The following is a 24,353-nucleotide window of genomic DNA, read 5'->3' as shown; positions in this document are numbered from 1 at the left end:
TTCACTAAACCTGTGAGCTAGCCGCAATCAAACAAAATGTCCAACTGGACAGAAAAATCCTCCGGAAAACTGAACTTCTCAGATTAATCTCAGTTAAAGTCTCCCTCGCACTCAGGCCACGCCCAGGGAGAACACCAATGCAATACACACTCAAGCCGTATGTAACCGCTGGCATCGCAATCGTGGGAGCCAGTCTGATCGCCATCACCCCGATGACGGCACCGGCGGACGTTCAGCAGCGCGCCGTCAAGCTCGTCGATTATTCCGAGGTCGACTATTCCCAGCTCATTGCCAATACCGAGGCGAACTGGACCGGGCTCGAGTCGATCCTGAGCAGCAGCCACTGGATGACCGACCCGGACATCGCTCAGGGTCTGAGCGTCCTCTTCAACGACCTTTCGACCGGCACGTCCAACCCGGTCACCAACCCAATCTCCCTGCTCGCCGAGGGTTCCCTGCTCTTGCTGAGCAGCGGCGAAGCCTCGAACGCCGCGTCGAACGCGCTCATGGGCGTCACAGCCAACGTCGAGACCGCACTGAACGCCGGCAACTACTCAGCCGCGTTGCTCGATCTGCAGAACGGCCCGGCCACCGTCTTGAATGCATTCCTCAACGGCTACTCGGAAAGCGTTGGCGCCAGCCTGATTTCGCCGGAGTTCGGTCTGCTGACCAACACCGTAGACGGCGCTGCGACCGGCCAGATCAATGCGCTCGTCCAGGTCAGCAACACCATTGCCGACGAGATCGCAAACATGGGCGGCGCGCATCTGACGACACAACTACCGGATCTCGCGTCCGGTCATTTGGATCTGAGCGTCAGTATCAGCCAGATCCTTAGCGACCTCGGGCTGTCCGACAACGCTTTATCGATCAACGGCATTCTCGGCGACCTTGGCATCCCAACCGACGGCAACGTCCTACCAACCATCACCATCGGCGACGCCCTCGGTTACCTGGGGTTGTCCGACAACACCGGCCTCAGCCTCAGCCAGGTACTAGGTGACCTTGGCCTGACCGATGATTCGCACATCAACCTAGGCACCGTCCTCGGGGACTTGGGTCTGACCAGTTCGTCCGGCATTTCCGTCGGCACGATTCTCGGCGACCTCGGCCTCACCGATAGCTCGGGCATCAGCCTGGGCACGATCCTGAACGATCTCGGCCTCAACGACAGCGCCGGCCTCAGCCTGGGCACCATCTTGAACGACCTTGGTATCAGCGACAATTCAGGAATAAGCCTGGGCACTATCCTCGGCGACCTCGGCCTCAACAACTCCGCCAGCCTGAGCCTGGGAACAGTGCTTAATGACCTTGGGCTGTCCGACACCAGCAACATCACGCTGCCGCAAATAAGCTTGAGCACTATTTTGGGGGATCTGGGCCTGTCCGACAGCTCCGGCATCAACCTCGGCACCGTACTCGGCGACCTGGGGTTGTCCGACGGCACCACCATCACGCCACCGTCGTTGACCATTCCGGTGACCACAATCTTGTCGGAACTCGGACTTGCGAACACCTCGGGCAACATCACCCTCGGTGTTCCGTCGCTGACCATTCCGGTCAGCACGATCCTTCAGGACATCGGCATCAACCCGAATGGCAGTGTCTCACTGCCGATCTCGCTCACGGTTCTCGGTCAGCACATCAACCAGAACGTCAGCGTATCCCTGTCCACGATTTTCAACGCCCTCGGGGTGAACACCAACGGCAGCGTCACACTGGGCGTGCCTTCGTTGAACATCCCGGTCAGCACGCTCCTAAGCGATCTAGGGATCAACAACGTCAACGGCAACATCACGATCGCCGTCCCGTCGATCACCTTGGGCAGCATCCTGAACGATCTGGGTCTCAACAACGACTCCGCCGGCATCAACATCGGCCAGATCCTCAGTGCGCTTGGGATCAACGACAACTCGAGCATCACTCCGCCATCGCTCAACATCGGCGACGTGCTGCACACGCTGGGCCTGAGCGACAACTCCAGCCTGGGCCTGAACCAGATCCTCTCCGACCTGGGCCTGTCACCCAGCGACAGCCTGAACGTCGGCAGCATTCTCAGCGCCCTGCACCTGTCCGACGACTCGACCCTGGGCATCAGCCAGATCCTCAGCGCCCTGCACCTGTCCGACGACTCGACCCTGGGCATCAGCCAGATCCTCAGCGCCCTGCACTTGACCGACGACTCGACCCTGGGCATCAGCCAGATCCTCGACGCACTGCATCTGTCGGACGATTCCAGCCTCAGCGTCAGCCAGATCCTTGACGCGCTGGGCCTGTCCGACAGCTCGGGCATCAACCTCGGCCAACTGCTGGACGCCGTCGGTTTGGGTGACAGCTCGGTGATCCCGCTGCCGTCGCTGTCGATCGACGGAATTCTCGGCGCCCTGGGAATCGATGCCAACGAGAACATCTTCACGCTGCTCGGCATCCCGGACATGCTGAGCCTGGACCCGTCGATCGGCATCGAGGGCGGGGTCGTGGCGACTTACGTCGACGATCTGGCGAAGGATCTGCTGGCTGCGCTTGGCAGCATCGCCCCGATCTCACAGGATCTGCCGGCTTTGCTGGGTACCGACCCCGCCGTCGACTTGATCTCAGCACTGGGCGGCTTGTTCGACAGCCTGGACCTGCCGGTCTCGGTCAGCGGCAGCCTGTCGGTCGACCTGACCAGCGTTGTCGCGGAACTGCTGCCCAACCTGTTCTAAATCGTGAGGAGAGGGCCCCGGGCGGATGTGCCAGGATAAGGCGTATTCAATCGGGGCCGCTCGCTTCGCAACCCTGTTCACCCCGTCGATCTAGATCACGCGCAGGCAGTCGCGGGCGATCGCGAGCTCTTCGTTCGTCGGGATCACCAACACGGCGATCGGCGAAGCATCGGTGGAGATCTGCCGAGGTCCCTTGACCCGCTGCGCATTTCGCTCCGCATCGATCTCGATGCCCAGGCCCTGCAGGCCGCCCAGTGCGTCCAGGCGCACCCCGGCGGCGTTCTCGCCGACGCCGGCGGTGAAGCTGATCGCGTCGGTCTGGCCCAGCACCGCGAGATACCCGCCGACGTACTTGCGCAGCCGGTGAATGAAGACGTCGTACGCCAATTCGGCGGCAGCGTCACCTGATTCGATCAGCTCGCCCAATCGGCGGAAGTCACGCTCCCCCGCCAGGCCGAGCAGCCCGGAGCGATGGTTGAGCATCGACTCGATGTCCTCAACACTCATGCCGGCCTCGCGATGCAGGTAGCCCACGATGCCGGCATCGATATCGCCGCTGCGGGTGCCCATCACCAGACCCTCCAGCGGCGTCAGGCCCATCGACGTCTCGACCGGACGCCCGCCGGCGATGGCCGACGCGGATGCACCGTTACCCAGGTGCAGGACAATCTGATTCAGCTCGGTCCACGGTCTCCCCAGGAACGCCGCGGCCTGCTCGCCGACATATCGGTGTGAGGTTCCGTGGAAGCCATACCGACGAATGTGCCACCGCTGGGCCAACTCCCGATCGATTGCATAAGTCGCCGCGGCGGCGGGCAGGTCGTGAAAGAACGCAGTATCGAAGACGGCGACGTGCGGCACGCCGGGCAGCATGGCGCGGGCGACCTCGATGCCCTGCAGGTTGGGTGGATTGTGCAACGGCGCAAGCGTTGACAGCTGCTCGAGTTCGGAAATCACCGAGTCATCGATGACGGTCGGCCGGTAGAAGATCGCACCGCCGTGCACCACCCGATGCCCGACCGCAGCCAAGCCGCACGCCGTCAGGTCGATGCCTCCGGCGGTGAGCGATTCGAACGCGGCCTGTAGCGCTGCACGGTGGTCAGCCACCGGCGACGACGGCTCACCGATCTGCTCGACGGTGCCGTCGGCCAGCGAGTCACCCGAATCGGGTTCGATCAGTTGATATTTCAGCGACGACGAGCCGGCATTGAGCACCAGCACGGTACCGGTCATGCTTGGGCCTGGATCGCGGTGATCGCGATCGTGTTGACGATGTCCTCGACCAGGGCACCCCGGGACAGGTCGTTGACCGGCTTGTTGAGGCCCTGCAGCACCGGGCCGATCGCGATGGCGCCCGCACTGCGCTGCACCGCCTTATAGGCGTTGTTGCCGGCATTCAGGTCGGGGAAGATCAGCACGGTGGCCTGCCCGGCCACTGGCGAGCCCTTCATCTTGGTGGCAGCGACGGAGGGTTCGACGGCGGCGTCGTACTGGATCGGCCCCTCGACCAGCAGCTTCGGGTCGCGGCTGCGCACCAATCCGGTTGCCGCCCTCACCTTGTCAACGTCGGCCCCGGTCCCGGACTCACCGGTCGAGTAGGACAGCATGGCCACCCTTGGCTCGATGCCGAATTGCGCTGCCGTCTGCGCTCCACTGATCGCGATGTCGGCAAGCTGCTCGACGGTTGGGTCCGGGACGATCGCGCAATCGCCGTACGCCAGCACCTGATCCGGCAGGCACATCAGGAAGATGCTAGAGACCGTCGAGATGCCGGGGGCGGTGCGGATGATCTCGAAGGCGGGCCGAACGGTGTGCGCGGTGGTGTGCGCCGCCCCCGACACCATCCCGTCGACCATGTCGTTGTGCACCAACATCGTGCCGAAGTAGGACACGTCATGAATGGTCTCGCGGGCCTGCTCGACGGTCACGCCCTTCTTGGCGCGCAACTGGGCGTACTGTTCAGCGAACCGATCACACAGCTCGCTGGTGCGTGGGTCGAAGACGGTGGCGGCATCCAGATTGACGCCGAGTTCGGCTGCACGAGAACGAATCTGGTTCTCGTCGCCGAGGATCGTCAGGTCGGCGATGCCGCGCTGCAGCACGCGACCGGCGGATTTGAGAATCCGGTCGTCGTCGCCCTCGGGCAGCACGATGCGTTTACGGTCGGACCTGGCGCGCTCGCGCAGTTGGTAGGTGAACATCTGCGGCGTCGTCACCTTGGGGATCGGAATCGCCAACTGCGCCAGTAGGCCCGTGAGGTCGACGTGCGTCTCTATCAATTGCAGCGCGGTGTCGACCTTACGCTGCGACGACGTGGTGACCCGGCCCTTGGCGGAGCCGACCGCGGTGGCCGTGTCGAAAGTGCCGAGCGTCGTGGCGATGATTGGGAGCCGCAGCCGAAGTCCGGCCACCAGCGCACCCGTCGACTGGTGCAACTCGAATCCGCCGTTGAGAATGATGCACGCCAGCGACGGAAACCCCTCGGCGGCATGGGCACTCGCGACCGCGAGCACCACGTCGGAGCGGTCCCCGGGTGTGACCACGGCCGCTGCCTCACTGAGCCGTTCGAGCACATGGTCGGCGGTCATGCCGGCGACCACGACGCCCAGCACTTCGCGGTTCAGCAGCGCGGTGTCACCATTGAGCAGTGTGCCGTTGACCGCGGCCTGCAGGTCGGCGACCGTCGGCGCCACCAGCAGCGGCTCGTCGGGCACGGCATAGGTCTTCGGGGCGAGCCGCCGTAACGCGTCGGTGATGGCCGTCAATTGTGTTGGCTCGCAACGGTTGGCGACGACAGCGGCGGTGTGGGCGTGCTGGGAGGCCAATTCCGCGAGACAGACCTCGACCACATGGACGACCTGCTCGGGGCTGCGATCCCTGGCCTTGACCGCGAGCACGACCGGTGCCCCGAGGTTGACCGCGATGCGCGCGTTGACGGCCAGTTCGGCCGGGCTGGCCCCCTCCCCCAAGTCGCTGTGGTCACTGCCGACGATGACGACCGCATCGCACTCGCCGGCCATCGCGTGATAGCGCTCGACGATCTCTTCGATGGCGACATCGCGGTCGGCGTATAACTGCTGATAGTCCACACCGATGCAGCGCTCGTACGGCACATCCGCGGTGCTGTGGGCGAGCAGCAGGTCGAGGATGTGATCGCGGTCGCGACCACTACGCGTAATCGGGCGAAACACACCGACTTTCGCGACAGTCGCGGCCAGCCGATGCAGAATCCCCAGCGCGATCGCCGACTTACCCGTGCTTCCTTCGGGTGCGGCGATGTAAATGCCGGCCGGCGACGATGCAGGCACGCCGCGGGTCAGCCGAGCCGTCGCAGCCGGGGCTCGAGATCCTTCTGGAACAGCTCCAGGAAGCGGCGCTGGTCCTGGCGCGGGTCGTGGAACACCAGGTGGTTGAGGCCCCAGTCGACGTAGTCTTTGACCTTCTCGACAGCCTCGTCGGGGTCGGAGGCGACGATCCAGCGCTTGGCGACCTGCTCGATGGGCAGCGCGTCGGCGGCCTTCTCCATCTCGATCGGGTCGTCGATGCTGTGCTTCTGCTCGGCGGTCAGCGACAGCGGCGCCCAGAACTTGGTGTTGTGCAGGGCCTTCTCCGAGTCCGGGTCGTAAGAGATCTTGATCTCGATCATCCGGTCGACGTCGTCGGGGTTCTTCCCGGCAGCCTCGGCACCCTCACGCATGGCGGGAATCAGCTTGTCCTTGTACAGCTCTTCACCCTTGCCGGAGGTGCAGATGAACCCGTCGCCGGCGCGGCCGGCGTACTTGGCCACCTGAGGCCCGCCCGCGGCGATGTAGATCGGGATGCCGCCCTCGGGCACGTCGTAGATCGAGGCGCCCTTGGTCTTGTAGTACTCGCCCTCGAAGTCGACACGGTCGCCCAGCCACAGCTCCCGCATCAGCCGGACCGACTCGCGCAATCGCGCGTACCGCTCCTTGAACTCCGGCCACTCCCCCTCGTACCCGGTGGCGATCTCGTTGAGCGCCTCGCCGGTGCCGATGCCGAGGAAGATGCGGTCCGGATACAGGCAACCCATGGTCGCGAAGGCCTGCGCAATGACGGCCGGGTTGTAGCGGAATGTCGGCGTCAACACCGAGGTGCCGAGCTGCAGCTGCTTGGTGCGCTCGCCGACCGCGGTCATCCAGGCCAGCGAGAACGGCGCGTGGCCGCCCTCGTGGCGCCAGGGCTGGAAGTGGTCGCTGACCGTTGCGCTGTCCATCCCATGCGATTCGGCGGCAACCGCCAGCTCGACGAGTTCACGCGGGGCGAACTGCTCCGCCGACGCCTTGTATCCCAGTTTGAGTTCAGCCACGTTGTCGTTTCTACTCCCTCTCAGGAGCACACCTAGACTCCGGGATATGGCACCCGTACTCAAAGCCGTCACCGACCGCGTCCACCTCGCCCAGGGCGGCGCGGTCAACTGGACGCTGGTCACTGATGAACGCGGGGTACTGCTGATCGACGCCGGCTATCCCGGGGACCGGGAGAACGTGCTGGCCTCGCTGCGCACACTCGGCTTCCGGCCCGAAGACGTACGCGCGATTCTGCTGACCCATGCCCACATCGACCACCTGGGGTCGGCGATCTGGTTTGCCAAGACGCACCGCACGCCGGTCTACTGCCACGCCGACGAGGTCGGCCACGCCAAACGGGAGTATCTCGAGCAGGCGTCACCCGTCGATGTCGCGTTGAACCTGTGGCGGCCGCGTTGGGCGCTGTGGACCGCACACCTCGTGCGCGATGGCGGGCTCAGCCGGGAGGGCATCCCGACCACCCAGCCGCTGACCGCCGACGTCGCCGCCGGGCTGCCCGGAAACCCGATGGCCATCCCGACGCCTGGCCACACCGGCGGCCACTGCTCGTATCTGGTCGACGGGGTGCTCGTCAGCGGCGACGCACTGGTAACCGGGCACCCGCTGCTGGCGAAGAGCGGTCCGCAGCTACTGCCCGAGTTGTTCAGCCACGACCAGGACGGCTGCATCCGCAGCCTGGCCGCGCTGGCACTGCTGGACACCGAGATCCTGCTGCCCGGTCACGGCGACGTGTGGCGCGGCCCGATTCGCGAGGCGACGCAGCGGGCGACCGCGCTGGCGCGCTAGCCGTCCTCGAGATGCTCACGCAGGGTGGAGCCGCGGTACTCGGTACGAAATCCTGACCGTTCCTGCAGAACGGGCACCACGCGATCGACGAACTCGTCCAGACCGTGTGGCGTCAGGTGCGGCACGAAGATGAACCCGTCGCACGCATCGGCCTGGATGTAGCGGTCGATTTCCGCGGCGACGTGTTCGGCGGTCCCGACGAACTGCTCTCGGCTGGACACCTCGATGATCAGGTCGCGGATCGAAAGATTCTGCGCCTCAGCACGTTCGCGATAGCGGCGAGCCACCTCGATCGGGTCGCCGTGCCGCACCCTGCCCTGCGTGATACTGGTGTCGCCGGTGGGGTCGTCTTTGGGCAACGGGCCGTCGGGGTCGTAGTCGGACAGGTCGCGACCCCACACCTGCTCGAGCATCGCGATCGCCGTCGGCCCGCTGATCTGCTGCCGCCTGATGTGGCGCGCCTTGTCGTCGGCCTCCGCGGCGGTGTCACCAAGCACGAAGGTGGCGGCGGGAAAAACCTTCAGCTCGTCCGGGTTTCGCCCGAATGACGCCGCACGACTCTTCACGTCGGCGTAGTAGCGCTGACCGTCTTCCAGCGAACCGTGCAGGGTGAACAGCGCATCGGCGTAGTGGGCGCCGAAGTTGCGACCATCGTCGGAATCCCCGGCCTGCAACAGAATTGGATGCCCCTGCGGGCCGCTGGGCAACGTCGCGACACCTCGCACGTCGAAGTGCGGGCCGCGATGCTCGACGATGCCGACCCGGGCAGGATCGGCGAACACCCCCGCCTCGATGTCGGCACGGATCGCATCGGCCGCCCAGCTGTCCCAGAATTCGCGGGCCACGGTCAGGAACTCCTCGGCCCGCTCGTAGCGGTGCGCGTGGTGGAGGAAGCCACCACGACGGAAGTTCTCCCCGGTGAAAGCGTCCGATGAGGTGACGATGTTCCAGCCGGCACGACCGTCTGACAACTGGTCGAGGGTGGCGAATTGCCGTGCCACTTCGAAGGGTTCGTTGAAGGTGGTGTTGATCGTGCCGGTCAAACCGAGGCGGTCGGTGACCGCGGCCAGTGCAGCCAGAATCGTGAAGGTGTCCGGCCGGCCCACCACGTCGAGGTCGTAGATCCGGCCTCGGTGCTCACGCAGTCGCAGCCCTTCGGCGAGGAAGAAGAAGTCGAACAGCCCACGCTCGGCGGTGCGGGCCATGTGCTCGAACGACGCGAAGTCGATCTGGCTGCCGGATTCCGGGTCGGTCCAGACGGTCGTGCTGTTGACGCCCGGAAAATGCGCGGCCAGATGAACGGCCTTGCGTTGCTTACCTTCCCGCACGCTCATCGATCGATGCCCCACCGTTCGGCGAGCAGCTCGTGCGACCGCAGCCGGGCTCGGTGGTCGTGGGTGACCGATGTGACGACGAGTTCGTCGGCCCCGCTCAACCGTTGCAGGGCGGCGAGCCGGTCGGCGACCTCGTCAGGATCGCCGACGAATTGCGTCTCCAGCCGATCCTTGACCACCGGCAGCTGTTCCTCACTGACGGGCCTGGAATCACCGGGCGCCGGGTAGGGCACCGCGCCGACTCCGGTGCGGATCGAGTACACCCACTGCCCATAGCCGGCCGCGAGTTCCCGTGCGGTAGCGCTGTCGTCGGCGACCACGACGTCGGCGGACACCACGACGTAGGGCTCCTTCAGCGTCGCCGACGGAACGAACGTGTCCCGGTAGGCCTCGATCGCTTCCAGCGCCGTGGCCGGAGTGATGTGGTAGCTCGCGACAAACGGCAGACCGTGCGCGCCGGCCAACCGACCGCTCTGCCCACGGGTACTGCCAAAGATCCACGGCGCCAACCCCGATCGCTCCCCGGGCACGGCGTGCACGTCGAAGCCGTCGACCCGGTAGCTGCCGTCGAGGAAGGCGAGGATGTCGCCCAGTTGGTCGGCGAAGTCAGGCGCGACGGCCTCGGGTTGCTGCAGGATCCCCATCGTCGCCATCACGCGTTCGGTGTCGAGCAGACCCTGCAGGTTGAACGGCAGCGGGATGACCACGCCGTCGACCTCACGCCATTCCCGGGGTGGTCGGTCCTTGCTCGACGGGTGCTTGGGCTTGAACCCGGTGTCGCGGCGCTGGCCACGGCCGAGGCCGAGGTCGATGCGGCCGGGGTAGAACGCATCGAGGATGCCAAAGCTCTCGACGACCGCGGGTGCGGTGGTGTGGCTCAGCTGGACGGCCGCCGATCCGACCCGAATGGTGTTGGTAGCGGAGGCAATCTGGCCGATCAGCACCGCGGGCGCCGAGCTTGCGACGCCGACGAAGTGATGCTCGGCGATCCAGAATCGGCGATACCCCCACCGCTCCGCGTGCTGAGCCAGGTCGATCGTATTGCGCAACGCCGTCGCGGCGTCACTGCCCGCGCTGATCGGCGACAGGTCGAGAATGGACAGCGGTGTGGGAGTCACGGGGTCACCTCCGCGTAACGGTTGGGCGCAATGGGCAGGCCGAGTCGTTGCCGGAGCGTCTCGCCTGGAGAGTAGGAAGCACGAAACCGGTTGGCCCGCTGCAATAGTGGGACCACCTCGTCGACGATCACCGGCAGGTCGGTGGCGTTGACCGCCGGCCGCAGTCGCACACCGTCGATGCCGTGCTGCTGCCAGCCCAGCACCAAGTCGACGACCTCGGTGGCATCGCCACCGAAGATCCAGGCGTCCGAGCCGAACTCGGTGTCGCCGCCGAATGTCACGACGATGTCGGCGTAGACCTTCAGGTTGCGCCCGCCCGCCGCTGCGACCTCTTCGAGGATCGCGTCGAGCGATGCGGCGTCGGTGGGCGTGATGAAGACCAAATCGGCGCTCGACGCCGCGAATTCGTAGATGCGCGGGGCGTGCGCCAGCGCTGCTACCACTGGCTGGCCCTGCGGCGAGCGCGGCGTGATCGACGGGCCCTTGACCGAGAAGCGCGTGCCCTGAAAGTCGATGTAGTGCAACTTGTTCCGGTCGATGAATCGCGCGGAGTCGGCGTCGCGAATGATCGCGTCGTCTTCCCAGCTGTCCCACAACCGGCGTACCACCTCGACGGCGTCGGCAGCCTCGTCGAAGAGCTCGTCACCGTCTGCGGACGCGTCGCGCCGCCCGAACAGCGCGGCTTCGTGCGCCGTCGAACTCACCCGCGGCTGCCAGCCAGCGCGCCCGCGCGAGACATGATCCAGCGTCGCAATCGCTTTCGAGACGTGAAACGGCTCGGTGTGCGTAACGGTCGCGACCGGGATCAAACCGATGTGCTCGGTGACCGGAGCGATGCGGGCCGCGGTGAGAACGGCATCGCCGCGACCGGCCAGCCGCCGCGGGCTGATCGGTTCACGCCGGCCCGCCTGAGGTTGCAGGGTGTCGTCGATGGTGAGGAAGTCCAGTAGTCCGCGCTCGGCGGTCGCCGCCAGGCCGGCCCAATACCGGCCGGACAGCACCGATTCCGTCGCGGGGTTCGCCGCCAAGGTGGGCCGCCAGGCGTGCGGGTGCCAACCGTAGCCGTCGAGGGCCACGCCCACGTGCAAGTGGCTGCGCTCTGCGTCGTCGACAGCGGTCACGGCAGATCCTTCACGAACGCGATCGGGAAGACGGGTCCGTGCGACGGCAACGGTTCCGAAAGCCTTGTGTAACCCGCTGATTCGTAGAGTGCCTCGGCTTCCGGCTGGCGATTGCCGGTGGTCAGATAGACCCGTCGATAGCCGCGCCGGGCAATGACAGTCTCCAGTTCGACCAGCAGGGCGCGGGCGTAACCGCCCCGCCGGTGGGCGCGGTCGGTCCAGATCCGCTTGAGCTCGGCGGTCCGCTCGTCGAAACGCTGAAAAGCGCCACCCGTGACGGTCACCCCGTCGACCTCACCGATGAGAAATCCGCCGTCGGGCGGCGCGAACTCCGCGGCGGGCACCGACCGCATCCAGGCGGTCACCTTCGGCAGCGTGGTCTCGTAGCGGTCGGCGTACTCGACGGCCAGCTCGTCCAACAGTGGCCGGGCCCTGGGGTCATCAGCGCTCACCGCGACGAAGCGGAGCTGCTGTGCGACGGGTTGGCTGGGTGACGACATCACTACATTTCTAACGTCTCGCCATTGGCCACATTCCGGCGCGGCTACGCCAGAACCGCCCGGATGTAGCGGCCCGCCACGGGCGTACCGTTAAGATCCTGACGACGCAAACCCGGTAGTCCCGTCGCGGTGAACAGCTTCTCCAGTTCCGTCACGACGGTTCGCCAGCCGAGCGCGGCCATCGACTCGGCGACGTCGTGATACTCGTCCTGGTAGTCAAACCCGGCCAGGTCAGCTCGATATCCGAAGTTTCGCCAGCGCTTGGCCAGCGCGTGTTCGTGACTCATCAACGGCTTCTGCCGCTCCGGCAGGTAATCGGCGGCGACCCGACTGCCGGGGGCGCTCAGCCTGGTGACGGTGTCAAGCAACAGGTCCTGCACCGCCGCCGGGAGGAAGCCGATGAAAAGACCCTCCCCGATCCATACCGTGGGCACAGTGGCGTCGAACCCGACTCGTCGTAACGCCTCCGGCCAGTCCTGCCGAAGATCGATGCCCAATGCGCGCCGGTTGGCGGTCGGGGCGGCGTCCAGGGCACGCAATGTCCGCGTCTTGAATTCGATCACCTCGGGCTGGTCGATCTCGTAGACGGTGGTGCCGCGCGGCCACCACAATCGATATGGTCGCGCGTCCAGCCCCGATCCCAGGATCACCGCCTGCCGGACACCAGCCCGGCAAGCGTCGGTGAGGAAGTTGTCGAAGAAGCGCGTCCGGACCGCCAAAAGGTCTGTCAGCAAAGCCAATCCGTTGTCGTCACCCAGATCGCTGAGGGCCAGCTCGCCGCTGGCCACCTTGCTGAAGAAATCCAGACCCACCGCGGCCACCAACGGCTCGGCGAACGGATCGCTGACCAGTCCCGCCCGGTTCGCCAGCGCCCGCGCCGTCGCGACCAGAGTGGCGGTGGAACCGACGCCGACGGCCGGCCCCCAGGTGTCGCTGTCTGTCCGGGTCATGTTCACCGCGACCCGACTCGGGCGATCGCTCGCCAGCCGAGCAGCAGCACGGCGGTGACCGCGGATGCGACGACGACGAAACTGCCGGCCACGCCGGCAGAGCTGAACTTGCGTAGCAACATTCCGACCAGGACCGTGCTCAACCACACCGTCACCCCGGTCGGATACACGGCCGCCGGGCGACGCCACGCCTGCGACACCAGCCAACCCACCGCCGTCCCGCTCAGAAAAGGCCATGCGGTGGTCGCGATGCCCGCGACGTTGATGCCCTCGTCGTGGCTGCGCCGGCCAATTGCACAAAACACCAGCACACAGGCCACATCGATGCCCAGCCAGGCCGGGCCGCGCCTCGGACGCTCCATGCGGTGAGGCTACCGGTTGGCGACGGGGTTCAGCGCTTCTGCTTCGGCCGCAGCCGGGCCTCGGCCTGCGAGAGGGGCACGTTGTGGCCCTCGGCGCACTGCACATGCGTGGCGAGCGAGGCACCACAGCCGTCGCCGTGCACCAGGTCCAGCCGTCTCGCGTCGCCCTGCAGCAGCATGCCGAACTCGACCAGGCTGACCAGGACGGGGAACAACTGATGACCGCGACTCGTCAGCACATATTCGTAGCGGGTGCGCTGACCCGGCGACTTGTACGGCCGCTTGGCCAGTACCCCGGCGTCCACCAGTTGCTTGAGGCGCGTCGCGGCGATCTGCTCGGTGAAACCGGCCCGTTGCGCGAAGTCCTCGAAACGTGTTGTGCCCCAGAATGCCTCACGGAGTAGTACCAGGGCCGACCGCGTGCCGATGGTATCCAGGGCCCGCTCGATCGGGCAGACTTCCCGGTATCCGGTTCGGTCGCCGTTCGCCAGACGGCCCGTCAGGGTCATCGCGTCAGTGGGTGCGGTCATCGGCCCAGCCTACTCCTGACCATACTTTTATATAGCCAGACCGGTCAGCGGCCGGGGATGATCAGACAGCTGCTCGTCGCGGTCGCCAGCAGCTTGCCCGACTCGGTCGTCAACGAGGCCTCGGCCAGCGCGGTCCGGCGCCCGAGGTGACGCACCGTGCCGGTGCAGCGGACCGGCCCGGTGTCGATCCGTATAGCGCTCAGGAAGCGCACGGACAGATCCTGGCTGGTGTAGCCCGTTCCTGCGGGCAGCAGACTGTGCACGGCACAGCCCGCCGCAGAGTCGAGCAGCTGCTGTACACGCCGCCATGCACGGAACCTATTGGATTGTAATGGAATTCGGCCGGGGTCATGCCGAACACCACCTCACCGGATTCGACGGATTCGAGCCGCATGTTCAACGTGTGCAGCAGCGGCGGCGACGGCAGGGTGCCCGCCTGCATCGCGCGGAGGTAGTCCAGGCCGGTCATGCTCATCGCCGCCTGAGCGCCGAGTGTCGGGTCCTGCCAGGTGAATGTCCTTGTGCGCGCATCGTCGCCACGGTCGAATGACGTGGCGTGGGCAATGGTGTCGGTCATCGTGCTATTTCCAGGTTCTCTCGATTGGCGCGGATGTATTCGCGGAGCGACGTCGGTGCGCGGTCGATGAGGCGGGCCAGTTCGCCGTTGTCGGCGGGCGGGGCGCCCCGTGCCGCGACGGCCGCGCCGACATTCGAAATATGGCCGGCCATCGAGGTATTGACGACTCCATCCGGATCCCGCCGGGCGAGGCGAAGCAGGTCGTCACGCCACGCCGCGGGTGAGATCGGCTCGAATGCGATCGGACGACCGAGTTCCTCGGTCAGAATCTCTGCGACCTCGTGATGATTCAGCATTTCCGCACCGGCCGGATAGCAGACCGGGCCGTCGAAAGCGTCGGGGTCGAGCAGCGCGACGACGGCGAGCTCCCCCGCGTCGCTACCGTCGATCCAGCCCACCTTCCCATCACCGAAACTGTTGCGCAACAGGTTCTCTCGCCTGATCGAGTCGCCATGCAAGGCCACCAGGTTCTGGTGAAAGGTGGCCCCGACCCGCAGGATAAGCACGTCGAGCCCGGCCCAGGTCATCAGCTCTTCGGCCAGCCACTGCGCACGGCCGAGATCGCTGGGGTGCAGCGGGTGAGCCGGCCCCATCGACATCACGACGGTGCGGATTGCGCGTCCCGACTCTCGAACGGCCGCGGCGTAATTGGCGGCCGCCGGAATAACCCCCGCATCCACGGGATAGGTGAAATAGGCCTGGTCGACATCGGCGAGCGCCGGCACCAGGCTGCGGCGGTCGTGCAGGTCCCCGATGGCCACTTCCGCGCCAAGGGAGGCCAGCGCCTCGGTGCGGTCGCTCTCGCTGCGCGCCAGGATCCGCACCGCCCTGCCTTCGCCGAGCAGCCTGCGCGCGACGTGCGCGCCGGTCGAGCCGTGACGCCCCGTCGCCCCGGTCACCAGGACCGGCGCTGCTGAACCGCTCATCGACACTCTCCTCGGGTGTGCGCGACAAGGCCGCCGCTGGATCGACTTTCGACAACCATCACTCCTGACTTTATGAATGTCAAGTCAACTGCGGATGTTTCCGCTGCGCGGCACCCTCTTCCGCGTCATCCAGCCATCCATCATCGTCGGAGTCGAGCCGTCAGCGGTCCGCGAGTGGCCGCGTAAACCCTGCTAGAAAGCGGTTTATTCCCGCATATCCCGAAATTACTCCATGCCCGATGTTGGCTTGACTGAAATAGAGCTAGCTGTGACAGTTGCCTACATACCGATCCGCGCGACAGCGAAATGAGGCCCACCAATGACCACCGAGAACACCGCACTGCTCGTCACCGGCGCGGCCGGCCGGACTGGCGGCTACACGACGCAGCTACTGCTCGAACGTGGTCACCGCGTACGTGCGCTCGTGCACCGCTTCGACGATCGCGCCGCGCAACTACGCGACAGCGGAGCCGAGATCATCGTCGGCGACGTGCGGGACATCGACACGGTGCGCGAAGCGGCCGACGGCGTTCGCGCGGCCTACTTCGTCTACCCGATTGCCCCGGGCCTGCTCGAGGCCACGACAAACTTCGCTCAGGCCGCCGAGGAAGCCGGAGTCAACGCGATCGTCAACATGTCTCAGATCTCGGCACGACGCGGCGCGGCCAGCGATGCGGCCCGCATTCACTGGCTGGGCGAGCGCATTCTGGACTGGTCGCCGATCGACGCAACACACTTGCGCCCAACCTATTTCGCGGAGTGGTACACGATCTTCTGCGCCGCCTCGATCCGGGACGAAAGCGTGTTCCGGCTGCCGTTCGGCGACGGACGCCACGCCCCGATCACCGCGGAGGACCAGGGCCGCGTCATCGCGGCGATCCTGGAGAACCCTGAGGCACACGCGGGGCAGGTCTACCCACTGTTCGGCGCGGTGGAGATGAACCACCACCAGATCGCCGAGGCCATCTCGGAGGCGTTGGGCCGCACCGTTCGCTACGAACCGACCGAGATCCCGGCGTGGATCGACGGCATCAAGGCGCAAGGCTTTCCCGACTTTCTTGCCCAGCACCTGACCAATGTCGCCGTCGACTACCAGAACGGGATCTTCGCCGGCAACAACGATCTCGTCGAGCGTATCGGCGGCAAGACGCCCACGACGGTGCAGGCGTTCATCACCGACCACCTCGCAGAATTCACCGACGAGTCATGACCAGGACCGGACGCGTGCGCCCACATGGCCGGATCCCGGGAGTGCACGGAGGCGTTCACTTGCAAAACGCAAGTCACCCCGCTAGCGTCACTTTCAAAACAAAAGTGACAGGGAGAGCAATGGTCGACACCAAAGCATGGCAAACGGAGTGCCCCGTCGTGAAGACGCTGGAACGCGTCGGTGATCGCTGGAGCATCCTGTTGCTTCGTGAGCTCTTCCGGGGGGCACATCGTTTCGACGAGCTCCAGACCGGCCTTGGGATCGCGCCGAACATCCTGAGTAGCCGTCTGACTCGGCTGACCGATGCGGGTTTCGTCGAAAAGCAGCTCTATCAAGAGCATCCGCCGCGCTACAGCTACGTTCTCGCCGATCGGGGGCGGGATTTCATGCCGGTGCTGTTCGCCATTGTGGAGTTCGGTAACAAGCACTTCTCGCCCGACGGTCCGGCCGTCGTGGTCGTCGACAGCACCACGATGGAAGTCGCGGAACCGGTTGTCGTCGACGCGAAGACGGGCGTCTCGATCACCAGCTCCCGGTTCACGATCGCATCCACCGGCCGCGCGAACCGCCAGACGCAGGCGAAGTATCCGCTGCAAGTCTGCAAGCCGAAGCCCAAGCGCACCGCAGGCGCCAAGGCCGCGAAGAGGCAGTCCACGCCGAAGCCGCCAGCCAAGTCGGCCAAGTAAACAAAAGCCCGAAAGGTAGACCAGTGAGCCAACGTTCGGCCAGCCGCGCGCTCCTGCAGCGCTGGTGGCTGGCCTTGGTCACCGTGGTTGCGCTCGGGTTGGGTGTGACCTGCATGTGGAAGGTGCACCAGTTCTCCGAGCCGAAGCCGGTGATCACCGTCAACGGCCCACAGGCGCCCGAAGAGTTCAACCCCAAGCACCTCACCTATGAGCTGTCGGGGTCGATCGGTAGTGGCGGCATGCTGGTGTACGTCGACATCGACGGGCACCCGCACAAGGTCGATCTCAAGGCCTTGCCGTGGTCGCACACCGAGACGACGGTGCTGAACGTGGTATCGGGCAGCATTTCCGCGCACGTGCACGGCGGTCAGGCCACCTGCCGCATGCTGGTGGATGGCGTTGTGCGCGACCAACAGTCGTCGACGCACACCGACGCCGACGTTCAGTGCCGAGTGAAGTCCGCATGAGCGCGCACCGCGCCGGCCGACCGTTCTTCGCGCGGATGGTCCGCGTCTTGTCGATCCCGATCATCGTCTTCTGGGCGCTGCTCGCCATCTCCACCAACGCCTTCATGCCCCAGGTGGAGCGGGTCGCCGAAGAACTCGCCGGGCCGATGGTGCCCACGTATGCCCCGTCGCAGGTCGCGATGCTGGAGATCGGAAAGAAGTTTCAGGAATCAACGTCGACCAGCTTGACGATGGTGGTGCTGGAGGCCAACCGGGCTCTCAACGAGGCCGACCACAAGTACTACGACGACCTGATCGTGCGCCTACGCCACGACACCAAGCACGTGCAGTACGCCATGGATCTGTGGGGCAAGCCGTTCACCGCGGCCGGTGCGCAGAGCGTCGACGGCAAGTCCACCTACGTCCTGCTACGACTGGCCGGCGACATCGGTCAAATGGAAGCCAACGAATCCGTCGACTCCATCCGGGATCTCGTCGACCACGACCCTCCCCTGCCGGGACTCAAGGTCTACGTCAGCGGCGCCGCTCCATTGGCCTCGGACACTCTGAACATTGCGGACTCGAGCCTGAACAACATCACGATCGTCACGGTCATCCTGATCTTCATCATGCTGTTGCTGGTGTATCGCGGTCGTCTGACCACGCTGGTGGTGCCGATGTACAGCGTGTTGTTCGAAATCCTTGTCGCGAAGGGGATTACGTCGACGTTCGGTCACATCGGGCTGATCCCGCTGTCGTCGTTCGCGGTGAACGTCGTGATCTCGCTGACGCTTGGCGCGGGGACCGACTACGGCATCTTCCTGATGGGCCGCTACCAGGAAGCCCGCCAGGACGGCGAGAGCCCGGAAGACGCCTACTACACCGCCTTCAAGAGTGTCGCGCCGATCATCATCGGCTCGGGCCTGACGATCGCGGGCGCCTGCTTCTGTCTGACCTTCGCCCGACTCAACTATTTCCACACGATGGGCCCGGCCGTCGCGGTCAGCATGCTGTTCACCATCGCCGCTGCGCTCACACTGGCTCCGGCGCTGCTGACGCTGGGCAGCATCTTCGGGCTGTTCGAACCGAAAACGGTCGTCAAAGGAACCCTCTATCGACGCATCGGCACCAGCGTAGTGCGTTGGCCCAAGCCGATTCTCGCGGCCAGCGGTGCGGTCGTGATGCTCGGCGCGGTCTTCGTGCCGACCTACAAGCAGAACTACGACGACCGGCAGTACCAACCGGCGTCGGCGTCGGCCAGAAAAGGCTTTACGGCAGCCGATCGACACTTCCCGCCGAGCAAGTTGTTCTCCGAGATGTTGATGGTGGAGTCCGACCACGACATGCGGAATTCCTCGGACTTCATCTCGCTGGATCGCGTCGCGAGGGCCCTCATCCGCCTACCCGGCGTCGCCATGGTGCAGAGCATCACCCGGCCACTGGGCCGGCCCCTGGAACACGCAACCATCCCGTATTTGTTCACAACGCAGGGAAGCGGAAACGGTCAGCAGGTGCCGTTCAATCGGGAGCAGAACATGAACACCGATCAGCAGGCGGATATCCAAAAGCACTCGATCGAGGTGCTGCGCCGTGAGATCACGTTCTTCCAGAAGGTGTCCGACGAGATCCACAACACCGTGCTTACCGTCGAGGATCTTGAGCACGTGGCCAATGACATCAACGAAGAGGTCTCGAACCTGGATGACTTCTTTCGGCCGATCAAGAGCTACTTCTATTGGGACAAGCACTGTTTCGACATCCCGATCTGCTGGGCACTGCGGTCGGTGTGGGACACCATCGACCAGATCGACCACTTGGCCGAAGACATCAACAAGACCCGGATCTCGCTGGTCGAGGTCGACAAGGCGTTCCCGAAGATCATCGCCGAACTCAAGGCCACGGCCGACGACACCGAGGCGATTCGGGCCAAGCTGGTGAACTCCTACGGATCGGCGGATCTGGGGAACATCCAGACCGAGCAGACCTTCGATGACTCGATCAACGTCGGCAACGACTTCGACAAGGCGCGCAGCGACGACTTCTTCTACATCCCGCACGAGGGTTTCGACAACGAAGACGTGAAAACCGGTATGGAACTGATGATGTCGCCGGACGGCAAAGCCGCCCGGTTCATCGTCACCCATGAGGGCAACGCGATGGGCCCCGAGGGTGTCGAGCACGTCGAGCGGTTTCCCGAGGCGATCACCACGATCCTGAAGGAGACATCGCTGGCCGGGTCCAAGGTCTACATCGGCGGCTCGGCATCGAACAACAAGGACATCGAGCAATACGCGATGTCGGACTTGCTCATCGCCGCCATCGCCGCGTTCGTGTTGATCTTCCTGATCATGATGTACCTGACTCGCAGCCTGATGGCCGCGTTCGTCATCCCGGCGACTGTCGCCTTCTCCTACGCGGGGGCATTCGGATTGTCGATCCTGTTCTGGCAGCATCTGATTGGCCTACCACTGCACTGGCTGATCCTGCCGCTGTCGTTCATCATCCTGGTGGCCGTCGGGTCCGACTACAACCTGCTGCTGATCGCCCGGGTCAAAGACGAACTCGGCGCCGGCCTGCACACCGGGCTGATCCGCGCGCTCGGCAGCACCGGCGGCGTCGTGACATCGGCGGGGATTGTCTTCGCCGTCACCATGCTGGCCATGTTGATCAGTGATCTGCGAACCATCGGCCAACTCGGCTCCACCGTGTGCATCGGCCTGCTGCTCGACACTTTGATCGTCCGATCGTTCGTGGTGCCGTCGATTGTCACCATTCTCGGAAAGTGGTTCTGGTGGCCGACATTGGTGCGCTCGCGCCCACTGACGACCCCATTCCGTATGACAGGAGTACGACAATGAATTGGAATCTGTGGAATTACCTGACCGCGATCACCTTCGTGCTCGCATTGGTCTTCGCCACCTGCGCGTCGGTCTACGTCGCGCGCGTGCTGCGTCAGCCAACGGTACCGCTGGCCAGCGAAGTCAACGCCGTACCGACCATTCTGGGTAAGCTGCGCAAGAAAGTGGCGCTCGAAGATTACGAGAAACCGTTGGCAACACAGGTTGTCGATGCCCGCAGGCCAATCCTGGCCTTCGCCATTCCAGCGGCCTTCTTCACCATCGGAGCGTTTTACATCTTCGGCAGCCTCGAGCATCTGCACGGCGCGCAACCGTCCGAGCGGACTTACCTGGGCTTCATCCCGATGATCACGTCGACGAACCTGACCATGCGAATGTTCCTGAGCGGCCGGCTGAAACGCCGCATCGAGAAGGCGGCATGATGAGCAGCGAACTCTGGCTCGACGACATTCATGTCGGATACCGTTTTCGCACAGACGATTACGAACTCACCGCTGACGACATCGTCGAGTTCGCCACCAAGTGGGACCCACAGCCATTCCACGTGAGTGAGGACACCGCTCGCGAGACCTTCTTCAAGAGCCTCGCCGCCAGCGGTTGGCACACCGCGGCCATCACGATGCGACTGCTCGTGACTTCGGGGATGCCAGTGGCCAACGGGATCATCGGCGCCGGTGGCGAGGTCGCCTGGCCCACCGCGACACGTCCGGGCGACAAACTTCACGTGGAGGCCGAGATCGTCGACGTGCAAGCCAAGCCGAACGCCACCCGTGGTTTCGTCACCATCGCCTACGACACCGTGAACCAGGACGGTGAGATCCGGCAGAGCAGCAAGGCGCGCCTGCTGGTGTTCGCCAAGCAGTGAGGTGTGCGGAGCATGAATCATGGTCAGCCAGACGACAAAAGGATGCTGAAGTGTTGGCGCGAAACGGTATGAGCAGCCGACACGAGCCGTCCACGCGCTTATCGTTGAGCAATGTGACCACCGCAGACCAACCGCGTGAGTCTCATCCCGCGGCGACCGCACCGGCGAGTACCCCGAACGAGAAGCGACAGCGTTCCGGCGACGTCCGGCGCGAGGGCACCTTCTGCAGCTGCGGCATGCAACGGTCGGTGACCGGCGTGTGCGTCAATTGCGACTAGCGCTGCGCCCGAATGCTTTACGGCACCCGGGTCCAGGGCTGACAATTCTGTGACTCGAAGGCCTTGACGCCGGTATTGATGTTCGCGTACATCGGCCCGACGGATGAGTTGGTCTGCAGCACATGGTCTTTGGCGGCATCGGGGGTGCTGTAGGTGAACCAAGAGCACATCGACTCCTGGGTCGGCACGTTGTTGATCCACACGCCGAACGTCGAACCCGAACCGGCCGTGTGATAGAGCCCCGGTGCGACGTCGGGCCCGACCACGAAGACGCCGTTGCCGGGGATCGGATCGACCGGGTCCGCGACGGCCGGCGGCGCCAACGCGATGGCGGTCAGAACGACGGCTGAGATGCGACCGAGTGAGGGCATGCCCGTCACCTCCATGTTCAGTCCCCCGAAGGCAGCCTAGGCCGACTTTCCCGCGGTGGCAGTATGGGCACATGAGTACCGGCACACCACCCGCCTTCAATCCGCAGGATCCGCTCGGTCTGGACGCTTCGCTGTCCGACGACGAGATCGCGGTGCGCGACACCGTCCGGCAGTTCTGCGGCGAACACGTCTTGCCGCACATCGCCGAGTGGTTCGAGATCGGCGACCTTCCGGTCCGTGAGCTGGCCAAACACTTCGGACAGCTCGGTCTGCTCGGTATGCACCTGGAGGGCTACGGCTGCGGCGGCGCATCGGCCGTGCACTACGGGCTGGCATGTACCGAGCTCGAGGCCGCCGACTCCGGAATCCGGTCGATGGTCTCCGTACAGGGTTCGCTGGCGATGTTCGCGATCTGGCGATTCGGCTCCGAGGACCAGAAGCAGCAGTGGCTGCCCGGCATGGCCGCCGGCGAACTGCTCGGCTGCTTCGGCCTGACCGAGCCCGACGCCGGCTCCGATCCCGCCTCGATGACCACCCGCGCCAAGCGCGACGGATCGGACTGGGTACTCAACGGCCGCAAGATGTGGATCACCAACGGGTCGGTCGCCGACGTCGCGGTGGTCTGGGCGGCCACCGACGACGGCGTGCGCGGGTTCGTCGTCCCCACCGACACCGCCGGCTTCTCGGCCAACACCATCCACCACAAGCTCTCGCTGCGCGCGTCGATCACCAGCGAGTTGGTGCTCGACGACGTCCGCCTGCCCGACGACGCGATGCTGCCCGAGGTGCAGGGCCTCACGGGGCCACTGTCGTGTCTGTCCGAGGCGCGATACGGCATCATCTGGGGCTCGATGGGCGCCGCGCGATCGGCATGGCAGGCCGCGCTCGACTACGCGGGCGAGCGCACCCAATTCGGCCAGCCGATCGCCGGATTTCAGCTCACCCAAGCCAAACTCGTCGACATGGCCGTCGAATTGCACAAGGGCCTGCTGCTCGCGCTGCAACTGGGCCGACTGAAAGACACCAGCGGGCTGCGCCCCGAGCAGGTCAGCTTCGGCAAGTTGAACAACACCCGCGAGGCGATCGAGATCTGCCGGACCGCGCGAACCATCCTGGGCGGCAACGGAATATCGTTGGAGTACCCGGTGATCCGGCACATGGTCAACCTCGAGTCGGTGCTGACCTACGAGGGCACTCCGGAAATGCATCAGCTGATCCTGGGTCAGGCGTTCACCGGACTGGGCGCCTTCAAGTGAGCGCGCGGCTGGAGTACACCTCCGAGCATCGCCAGTTCCGCGACATGGTGCACGAGTTTGTGCAGCAGACGGTCGTGCCGGCCCACGAGGAGTGGGAGAAGGCCGGCTGCGTGGACCGGTCGCTGTTCACCGAGGCCGGCAAACTTGGCCTGCTGGCGTTTTCGGTCCCCGAGGAGTTCGGCGGGCCGGGCGTCGAGGATTTCCGCTACAACGCGATCGTCGTCGACGAACTGCAGCGCGCCGGTGCGGCCGCCGAGGCCATCGCGCTGTCGCTGCAGAACGACATCGTGCTGCCCTACCTGACCGAGCTGACGACGGCCGAGCAGAAGCAGCGCTGGCTGCCGGGTGTGGTTACGGGCGAGACGGTGATCGGCATTGCGATGACGGAGCCGGGCGCCGGCAGCGACCTCGCCGGGATGCGCACCACCGCGGTGCGCGACGGCGACCACTACGTGCTCAACGGCGCGAAGACCTTCATCTCCAACGGCCAGACCGGCGACCTGTTCGTCGTCGCCGCCCGCACCAGCCCGGACCGGCACAAGGGGCTGTCGCTGTTCGTCGTCGAACCGGACACACCCGGGTTCAGCCGCGGACGCAACCTGGAGAAGATCGGCCTGCACGCCCAGGACACCAGCGAGCTCAGCTTCACCGACATGCGGGTGCCCGTCGACAATCTGCTCGGGGAGGAGGGCCGGGGCTTCTATCAGCTGATGAACAACCTGCCCCAGGAGCGGCTCTCGCTGGCCGTGGGTGCGGTGGGTGCCGCCGAAGGCGTGCTGGCCGAGACGCTCGATTACGTCAAGCAGCGCAAGGCTTTCGGCTCACCCATCTCGGCGCTGCAGAACACCCAGTTCGTGATCGCCGAGCTGTCGACCGAAATCGACGTCGCACGCACCTATCTCGACGATTGCATCGCCGAGCATCTGGAGGGCGAGTTGACCGCGGCGCGAGCCGCGAAGTTGAAGTGGTGGACCACCGAGCTTCAGGTGCGCACCGCCGACCGGTGCTTACAGCTGCACGGTGGCTACGGGTATATGCGGGAGTATCCGGTGTCGCGGGCTTTCGTCGACGCCCGCATCCAGACTATTTACGGTGGGACCACCGAGATCATGAAGACTATCGTCGCCAAGGACCTCGGGATCTAAA

Annotated in this window: 24 protein-coding genes; 10 read left to right on the top strand and 14 right to left on the bottom strand. The window is 65.1% G+C overall.

What is annotated here, in order from left to right; all coding sequences use genetic code 11:
• Positions 1–182 precede the first annotated feature (182 nt).
• Positions 183–2,705 (top strand): beta strand repeat-containing protein, encoded by a 2,523-nt coding sequence (locus PT015_RS20495; RefSeq protein WP_285186861.1) that lies wholly within the window; start codon positions 183–185, stop codon positions 2,703–2,705.
• 90 nt (positions 2,706–2,795) lie between these two features.
• Here PT015_RS20495 and PT015_RS20490 read toward each other — a convergent pair whose 3' ends face one another.
• From PT015_RS20490 to fgd, 3 genes are read right to left on the bottom strand one after another with little or no spacing between them, the layout of a single operon-like run.
• Complete coding sequence (locus PT015_RS20490) at positions 2,796–3,938, bottom strand: acetate kinase (protein ID WP_285186859.1); 1,143 nt, start codon at positions 3,936–3,938, stop codon at positions 2,796–2,798.
• Complete coding sequence (gene pta, locus PT015_RS20485) at positions 3,935–6,013, bottom strand: phosphate acetyltransferase (RefSeq protein WP_285186858.1); 2,079 nt, start codon at positions 6,011–6,013, stop codon at positions 3,935–3,937. The genes PT015_RS20490 and pta overlap by 4 nt, the downstream gene beginning before the upstream one ends.
• An 8-nt stretch (positions 6,014–6,021) precedes the next feature.
• On the bottom strand, positions 6,022–7,032 hold the full coding sequence (gene fgd, locus PT015_RS20480) for a glucose-6-phosphate dehydrogenase (coenzyme-F420) (protein ID WP_285186856.1): 1,011 nt from the start codon (positions 7,030–7,032) through the stop codon (positions 6,022–6,024).
• 46 nt (positions 7,033–7,078) lie between these two features.
• Here fgd and PT015_RS20475 point away from each other — a divergent pair, with 46 nt between their 5' ends.
• Positions 7,079–7,819 (top strand): MBL fold metallo-hydrolase, encoded by a 741-nt coding sequence (locus tag PT015_RS20475; RefSeq protein WP_285186854.1) that lies wholly within the window; start codon positions 7,079–7,081, stop codon positions 7,817–7,819.
• Here the strand turns inward: PT015_RS20475 and PT015_RS20470 are convergent.
• From PT015_RS20470 to PT015_RS20425, 10 genes are read right to left on the bottom strand one after another with little or no spacing between them, the layout of a single operon-like run.
• Positions 7,816–9,153, bottom strand: coding sequence for an NtaA/DmoA family FMN-dependent monooxygenase (locus PT015_RS20470; protein WP_285186853.1), 1,338 nt, complete (start codon positions 9,151–9,153; stop codon positions 7,816–7,818). The two genes, PT015_RS20475 and PT015_RS20470, sit on opposite strands and share 4 nt — an antisense overlap.
• Positions 9,150–10,271 carry an LLM class flavin-dependent oxidoreductase gene (locus tag PT015_RS20465; RefSeq protein WP_285186852.1) on the bottom strand — a complete coding sequence of 374 codons (1,122 nt, stop codon included), beginning with the start codon at positions 10,269–10,271 and terminating at the stop codon, positions 9,150–9,152. The genes PT015_RS20470 and PT015_RS20465 overlap by 4 nt, the downstream gene beginning before the upstream one ends.
• The gene (locus PT015_RS20460) at positions 10,268–11,392 is read right to left on the bottom strand and encodes an LLM class flavin-dependent oxidoreductase (protein ID WP_285186851.1); all 1,125 of its coding nucleotides are present in this window, start codon (positions 11,390–11,392) and stop codon (positions 10,268–10,270) included. Before PT015_RS20460 ends, PT015_RS20465 begins: the two co-directional genes overlap by 4 nt.
• Positions 11,389–11,892, bottom strand: a complete 504-nt coding sequence (locus PT015_RS20455) for a GNAT family N-acetyltransferase (RefSeq protein ID WP_285186850.1) — start codon at positions 11,890–11,892, stop codon at positions 11,389–11,391. Before PT015_RS20455 ends, PT015_RS20460 begins: the two co-directional genes overlap by 4 nt.
• Positions 11,893–11,936: 44 nt before the next feature.
• Positions 11,937–12,842, bottom strand: coding sequence for an SAM-dependent methyltransferase (locus tag PT015_RS20450; protein ID WP_285186849.1), 906 nt, complete (start codon positions 12,840–12,842; stop codon positions 11,937–11,939).
• Positions 12,843–12,844: 2 nt separating this feature from the next.
• Complete coding sequence (locus tag PT015_RS20445; RefSeq protein WP_285186847.1) at positions 12,845–13,204, bottom strand: DUF3054 domain-containing protein; 360 nt, start codon at positions 13,202–13,204, stop codon at positions 12,845–12,847.
• A gap of 29 nt (positions 13,205–13,233) precedes the next feature.
• Positions 13,234–13,734 (bottom strand): winged helix-turn-helix transcriptional regulator, encoded by a 501-nt coding sequence (locus PT015_RS20440; protein ID WP_285186846.1) that lies wholly within the window; start codon positions 13,732–13,734, stop codon positions 13,234–13,236.
• A gap of 44 nt (positions 13,735–13,778) precedes the next feature.
• Positions 13,779–13,997, bottom strand: a complete 219-nt coding sequence (locus PT015_RS20435) for a PaaI family thioesterase (RefSeq protein ID WP_285186844.1) — start codon at positions 13,995–13,997, stop codon at positions 13,779–13,781.
• Positions 13,934–14,311: a PaaI family thioesterase gene (locus PT015_RS20430; RefSeq protein WP_285191270.1), complete on the bottom strand. Its 378-nt coding sequence runs from the start codon at positions 14,309–14,311 to the stop codon at positions 13,934–13,936. The genes PT015_RS20435 and PT015_RS20430 overlap by 64 nt, the downstream gene beginning before the upstream one ends.
• Entirely contained in the window at positions 14,308–15,237 is a 930-nt protein-coding gene (locus PT015_RS20425) for an NmrA family NAD(P)-binding protein (protein ID WP_285186842.1), read from the bottom strand. Before PT015_RS20425 ends, PT015_RS20430 begins: the two co-directional genes overlap by 4 nt.
• A 319-nt stretch (positions 15,238–15,556) precedes the next feature.
• On the opposite strand from PT015_RS20425, the gene PT015_RS20420 reads away from it, so the two are divergent.
• The 6 genes from PT015_RS20420 to PT015_RS20395 all read left to right on the top strand — a co-directional run bounded on the left by PT015_RS20420 (position 15,557) and on the right by PT015_RS20395 (position 21,302).
• The gene (locus PT015_RS20420) at positions 15,557–16,447 is read left to right on the top strand and encodes an NmrA family NAD(P)-binding protein (RefSeq protein WP_285186840.1); all 891 of its coding nucleotides are present in this window, start codon (positions 15,557–15,559) and stop codon (positions 16,445–16,447) included.
• A 119-nt stretch (positions 16,448–16,566) separates the two neighbouring features.
• Positions 16,567–17,133, top strand: coding sequence for a winged helix-turn-helix transcriptional regulator (locus tag PT015_RS20415; RefSeq protein WP_285186838.1), 567 nt, complete (start codon positions 16,567–16,569; stop codon positions 17,131–17,133).
• Between the two features lie 23 nt (positions 17,134–17,156).
• Positions 17,157–17,600: an MmpS family transport accessory protein gene (locus PT015_RS20410; RefSeq protein WP_285186836.1), complete on the top strand. Its 444-nt coding sequence runs from the start codon at positions 17,157–17,159 to the stop codon at positions 17,598–17,600.
• Between the two features lie 35 nt (positions 17,601–17,635).
• Positions 17,636–20,437, top strand: coding sequence for an MMPL/RND family transporter (locus tag PT015_RS20405; protein ID WP_285191202.1), 2,802 nt, complete (start codon positions 17,636–17,638; stop codon positions 20,435–20,437).
• Positions 20,371–20,859, top strand: coding sequence for a hypothetical protein (locus tag PT015_RS20400; RefSeq protein WP_285186834.1), 489 nt, complete (start codon positions 20,371–20,373; stop codon positions 20,857–20,859). The genes PT015_RS20405 and PT015_RS20400 overlap by 67 nt, the downstream gene beginning before the upstream one ends.
• Entirely contained in the window at positions 20,859–21,302 is a 444-nt protein-coding gene (locus tag PT015_RS20395; protein ID WP_285186832.1) for a MaoC family dehydratase, read from the top strand. The genes PT015_RS20400 and PT015_RS20395 overlap by 1 nt, the downstream gene beginning before the upstream one ends.
• A gap of 295 nt (positions 21,303–21,597) precedes the next feature.
• On the opposite strand, the gene PT015_RS20390 is transcribed toward PT015_RS20395, so the two are convergent.
• Positions 21,598–21,951, bottom strand: coding sequence for a hypothetical protein (locus PT015_RS20390; protein WP_285186830.1), 354 nt, complete (start codon positions 21,949–21,951; stop codon positions 21,598–21,600).
• Positions 21,952–22,022: 71 nt separating this feature from the next.
• Between PT015_RS20390 and PT015_RS20385 the strand changes: the two genes are divergently transcribed.
• Together PT015_RS20385 and PT015_RS20380 are read left to right on the top strand one after the other, a co-directional pair.
• A complete protein-coding gene (locus tag PT015_RS20385; protein WP_285186828.1) occupies positions 22,023–23,207 on the top strand; it encodes an acyl-CoA dehydrogenase family protein in 1,185 nt (394 codons plus the stop codon).
• Positions 23,204–24,352, top strand: coding sequence for an acyl-CoA dehydrogenase family protein (locus PT015_RS20380; RefSeq protein ID WP_285186827.1), 1,149 nt, complete (start codon positions 23,204–23,206; stop codon positions 24,350–24,352). Before PT015_RS20385 ends, PT015_RS20380 begins: the two co-directional genes overlap by 4 nt.
• The last annotated feature ends 1 nt before the right edge of the window (position 24,353 follow it).

Source organism: Candidatus Mycobacterium wuenschmannii (assembly GCF_030252325.1).
GTDB classification, from domain to species: domain Bacteria; phylum Actinomycetota; class Actinomycetes; order Mycobacteriales; family Mycobacteriaceae; genus Mycobacterium; species Mycobacterium wuenschmannii.
Note: the sequence above shows the minus strand (reverse complement) of the source record. Positions and strands in the feature narration are given on the sequence as shown.

Bases quoted from the DNA above. Each gene is read 5' to 3' on its own strand.
- PT015_RS20490 (WP_285186859.1), bottom strand. From the start codon at position 3,938: ATGACCGGTACCGTGCTGGTGCTCAATGCCGGCTCGTCGTCGCTGAAA.
- PT015_RS20475 (WP_285186854.1), top strand. From the start codon at position 7,079: ATGGCACCCGTACTCAAAGCCGTCACCGACCGCGTCCACCTCGCCCAG.
- PT015_RS20470 (WP_285186853.1), bottom strand. From the start codon at position 9,153: ATGAGCGTGCGGGAAGGTAAGCAACGCAAGGCCGTTCATCTGGCCGCG.
- PT015_RS20455 (WP_285186850.1), bottom strand. From the start codon at position 11,892: ATGTCGTCACCCAGCCAACCCGTCGCACAGCAGCTCCGCTTCGTCGCG.
- PT015_RS20450 (WP_285186849.1), bottom strand. From the start codon at position 12,842: ATGACCCGGACAGACAGCGACACCTGGGGGCCGGCCGTCGGCGTCGGT.
- PT015_RS20445 (WP_285186847.1), bottom strand. From the start codon at position 13,204: ATGGAGCGTCCGAGGCGCGGCCCGGCCTGGCTGGGCATCGATGTGGCC.
- PT015_RS20440 (WP_285186846.1), bottom strand. From the start codon at position 13,734: ATGACCGCACCCACTGACGCGATGACCCTGACGGGCCGTCTGGCGAAC.
- PT015_RS20430 (WP_285191270.1), bottom strand. From the start codon at position 14,311: ATGACCGACACCATTGCCCACGCCACGTCATTCGACCGTGGCGACGAT.
- PT015_RS20425 (WP_285186842.1), bottom strand. From the start codon at position 15,237: ATGAGCGGTTCAGCAGCGCCGGTCCTGGTGACCGGGGCGACGGGGCGT.
- PT015_RS20420 (WP_285186840.1), top strand. From the start codon at position 15,557: ATGACCACCGAGAACACCGCACTGCTCGTCACCGGCGCGGCCGGCCGG.
- PT015_RS20415 (WP_285186838.1), top strand. From the start codon at position 16,567: ATGGTCGACACCAAAGCATGGCAAACGGAGTGCCCCGTCGTGAAGACG.
- PT015_RS20405 (WP_285191202.1), top strand. From the start codon at position 17,636: ATGGTCCGCGTCTTGTCGATCCCGATCATCGTCTTCTGGGCGCTGCTC.
- PT015_RS20395 (WP_285186832.1), top strand. From the start codon at position 20,859: ATGAGCAGCGAACTCTGGCTCGACGACATTCATGTCGGATACCGTTTT.
- PT015_RS20390 (WP_285186830.1), bottom strand. From the start codon at position 21,951: ATGCCCTCACTCGGTCGCATCTCAGCCGTCGTTCTGACCGCCATCGCG.
- PT015_RS20385 (WP_285186828.1), top strand. From the start codon at position 22,023: ATGAGTACCGGCACACCACCCGCCTTCAATCCGCAGGATCCGCTCGGT.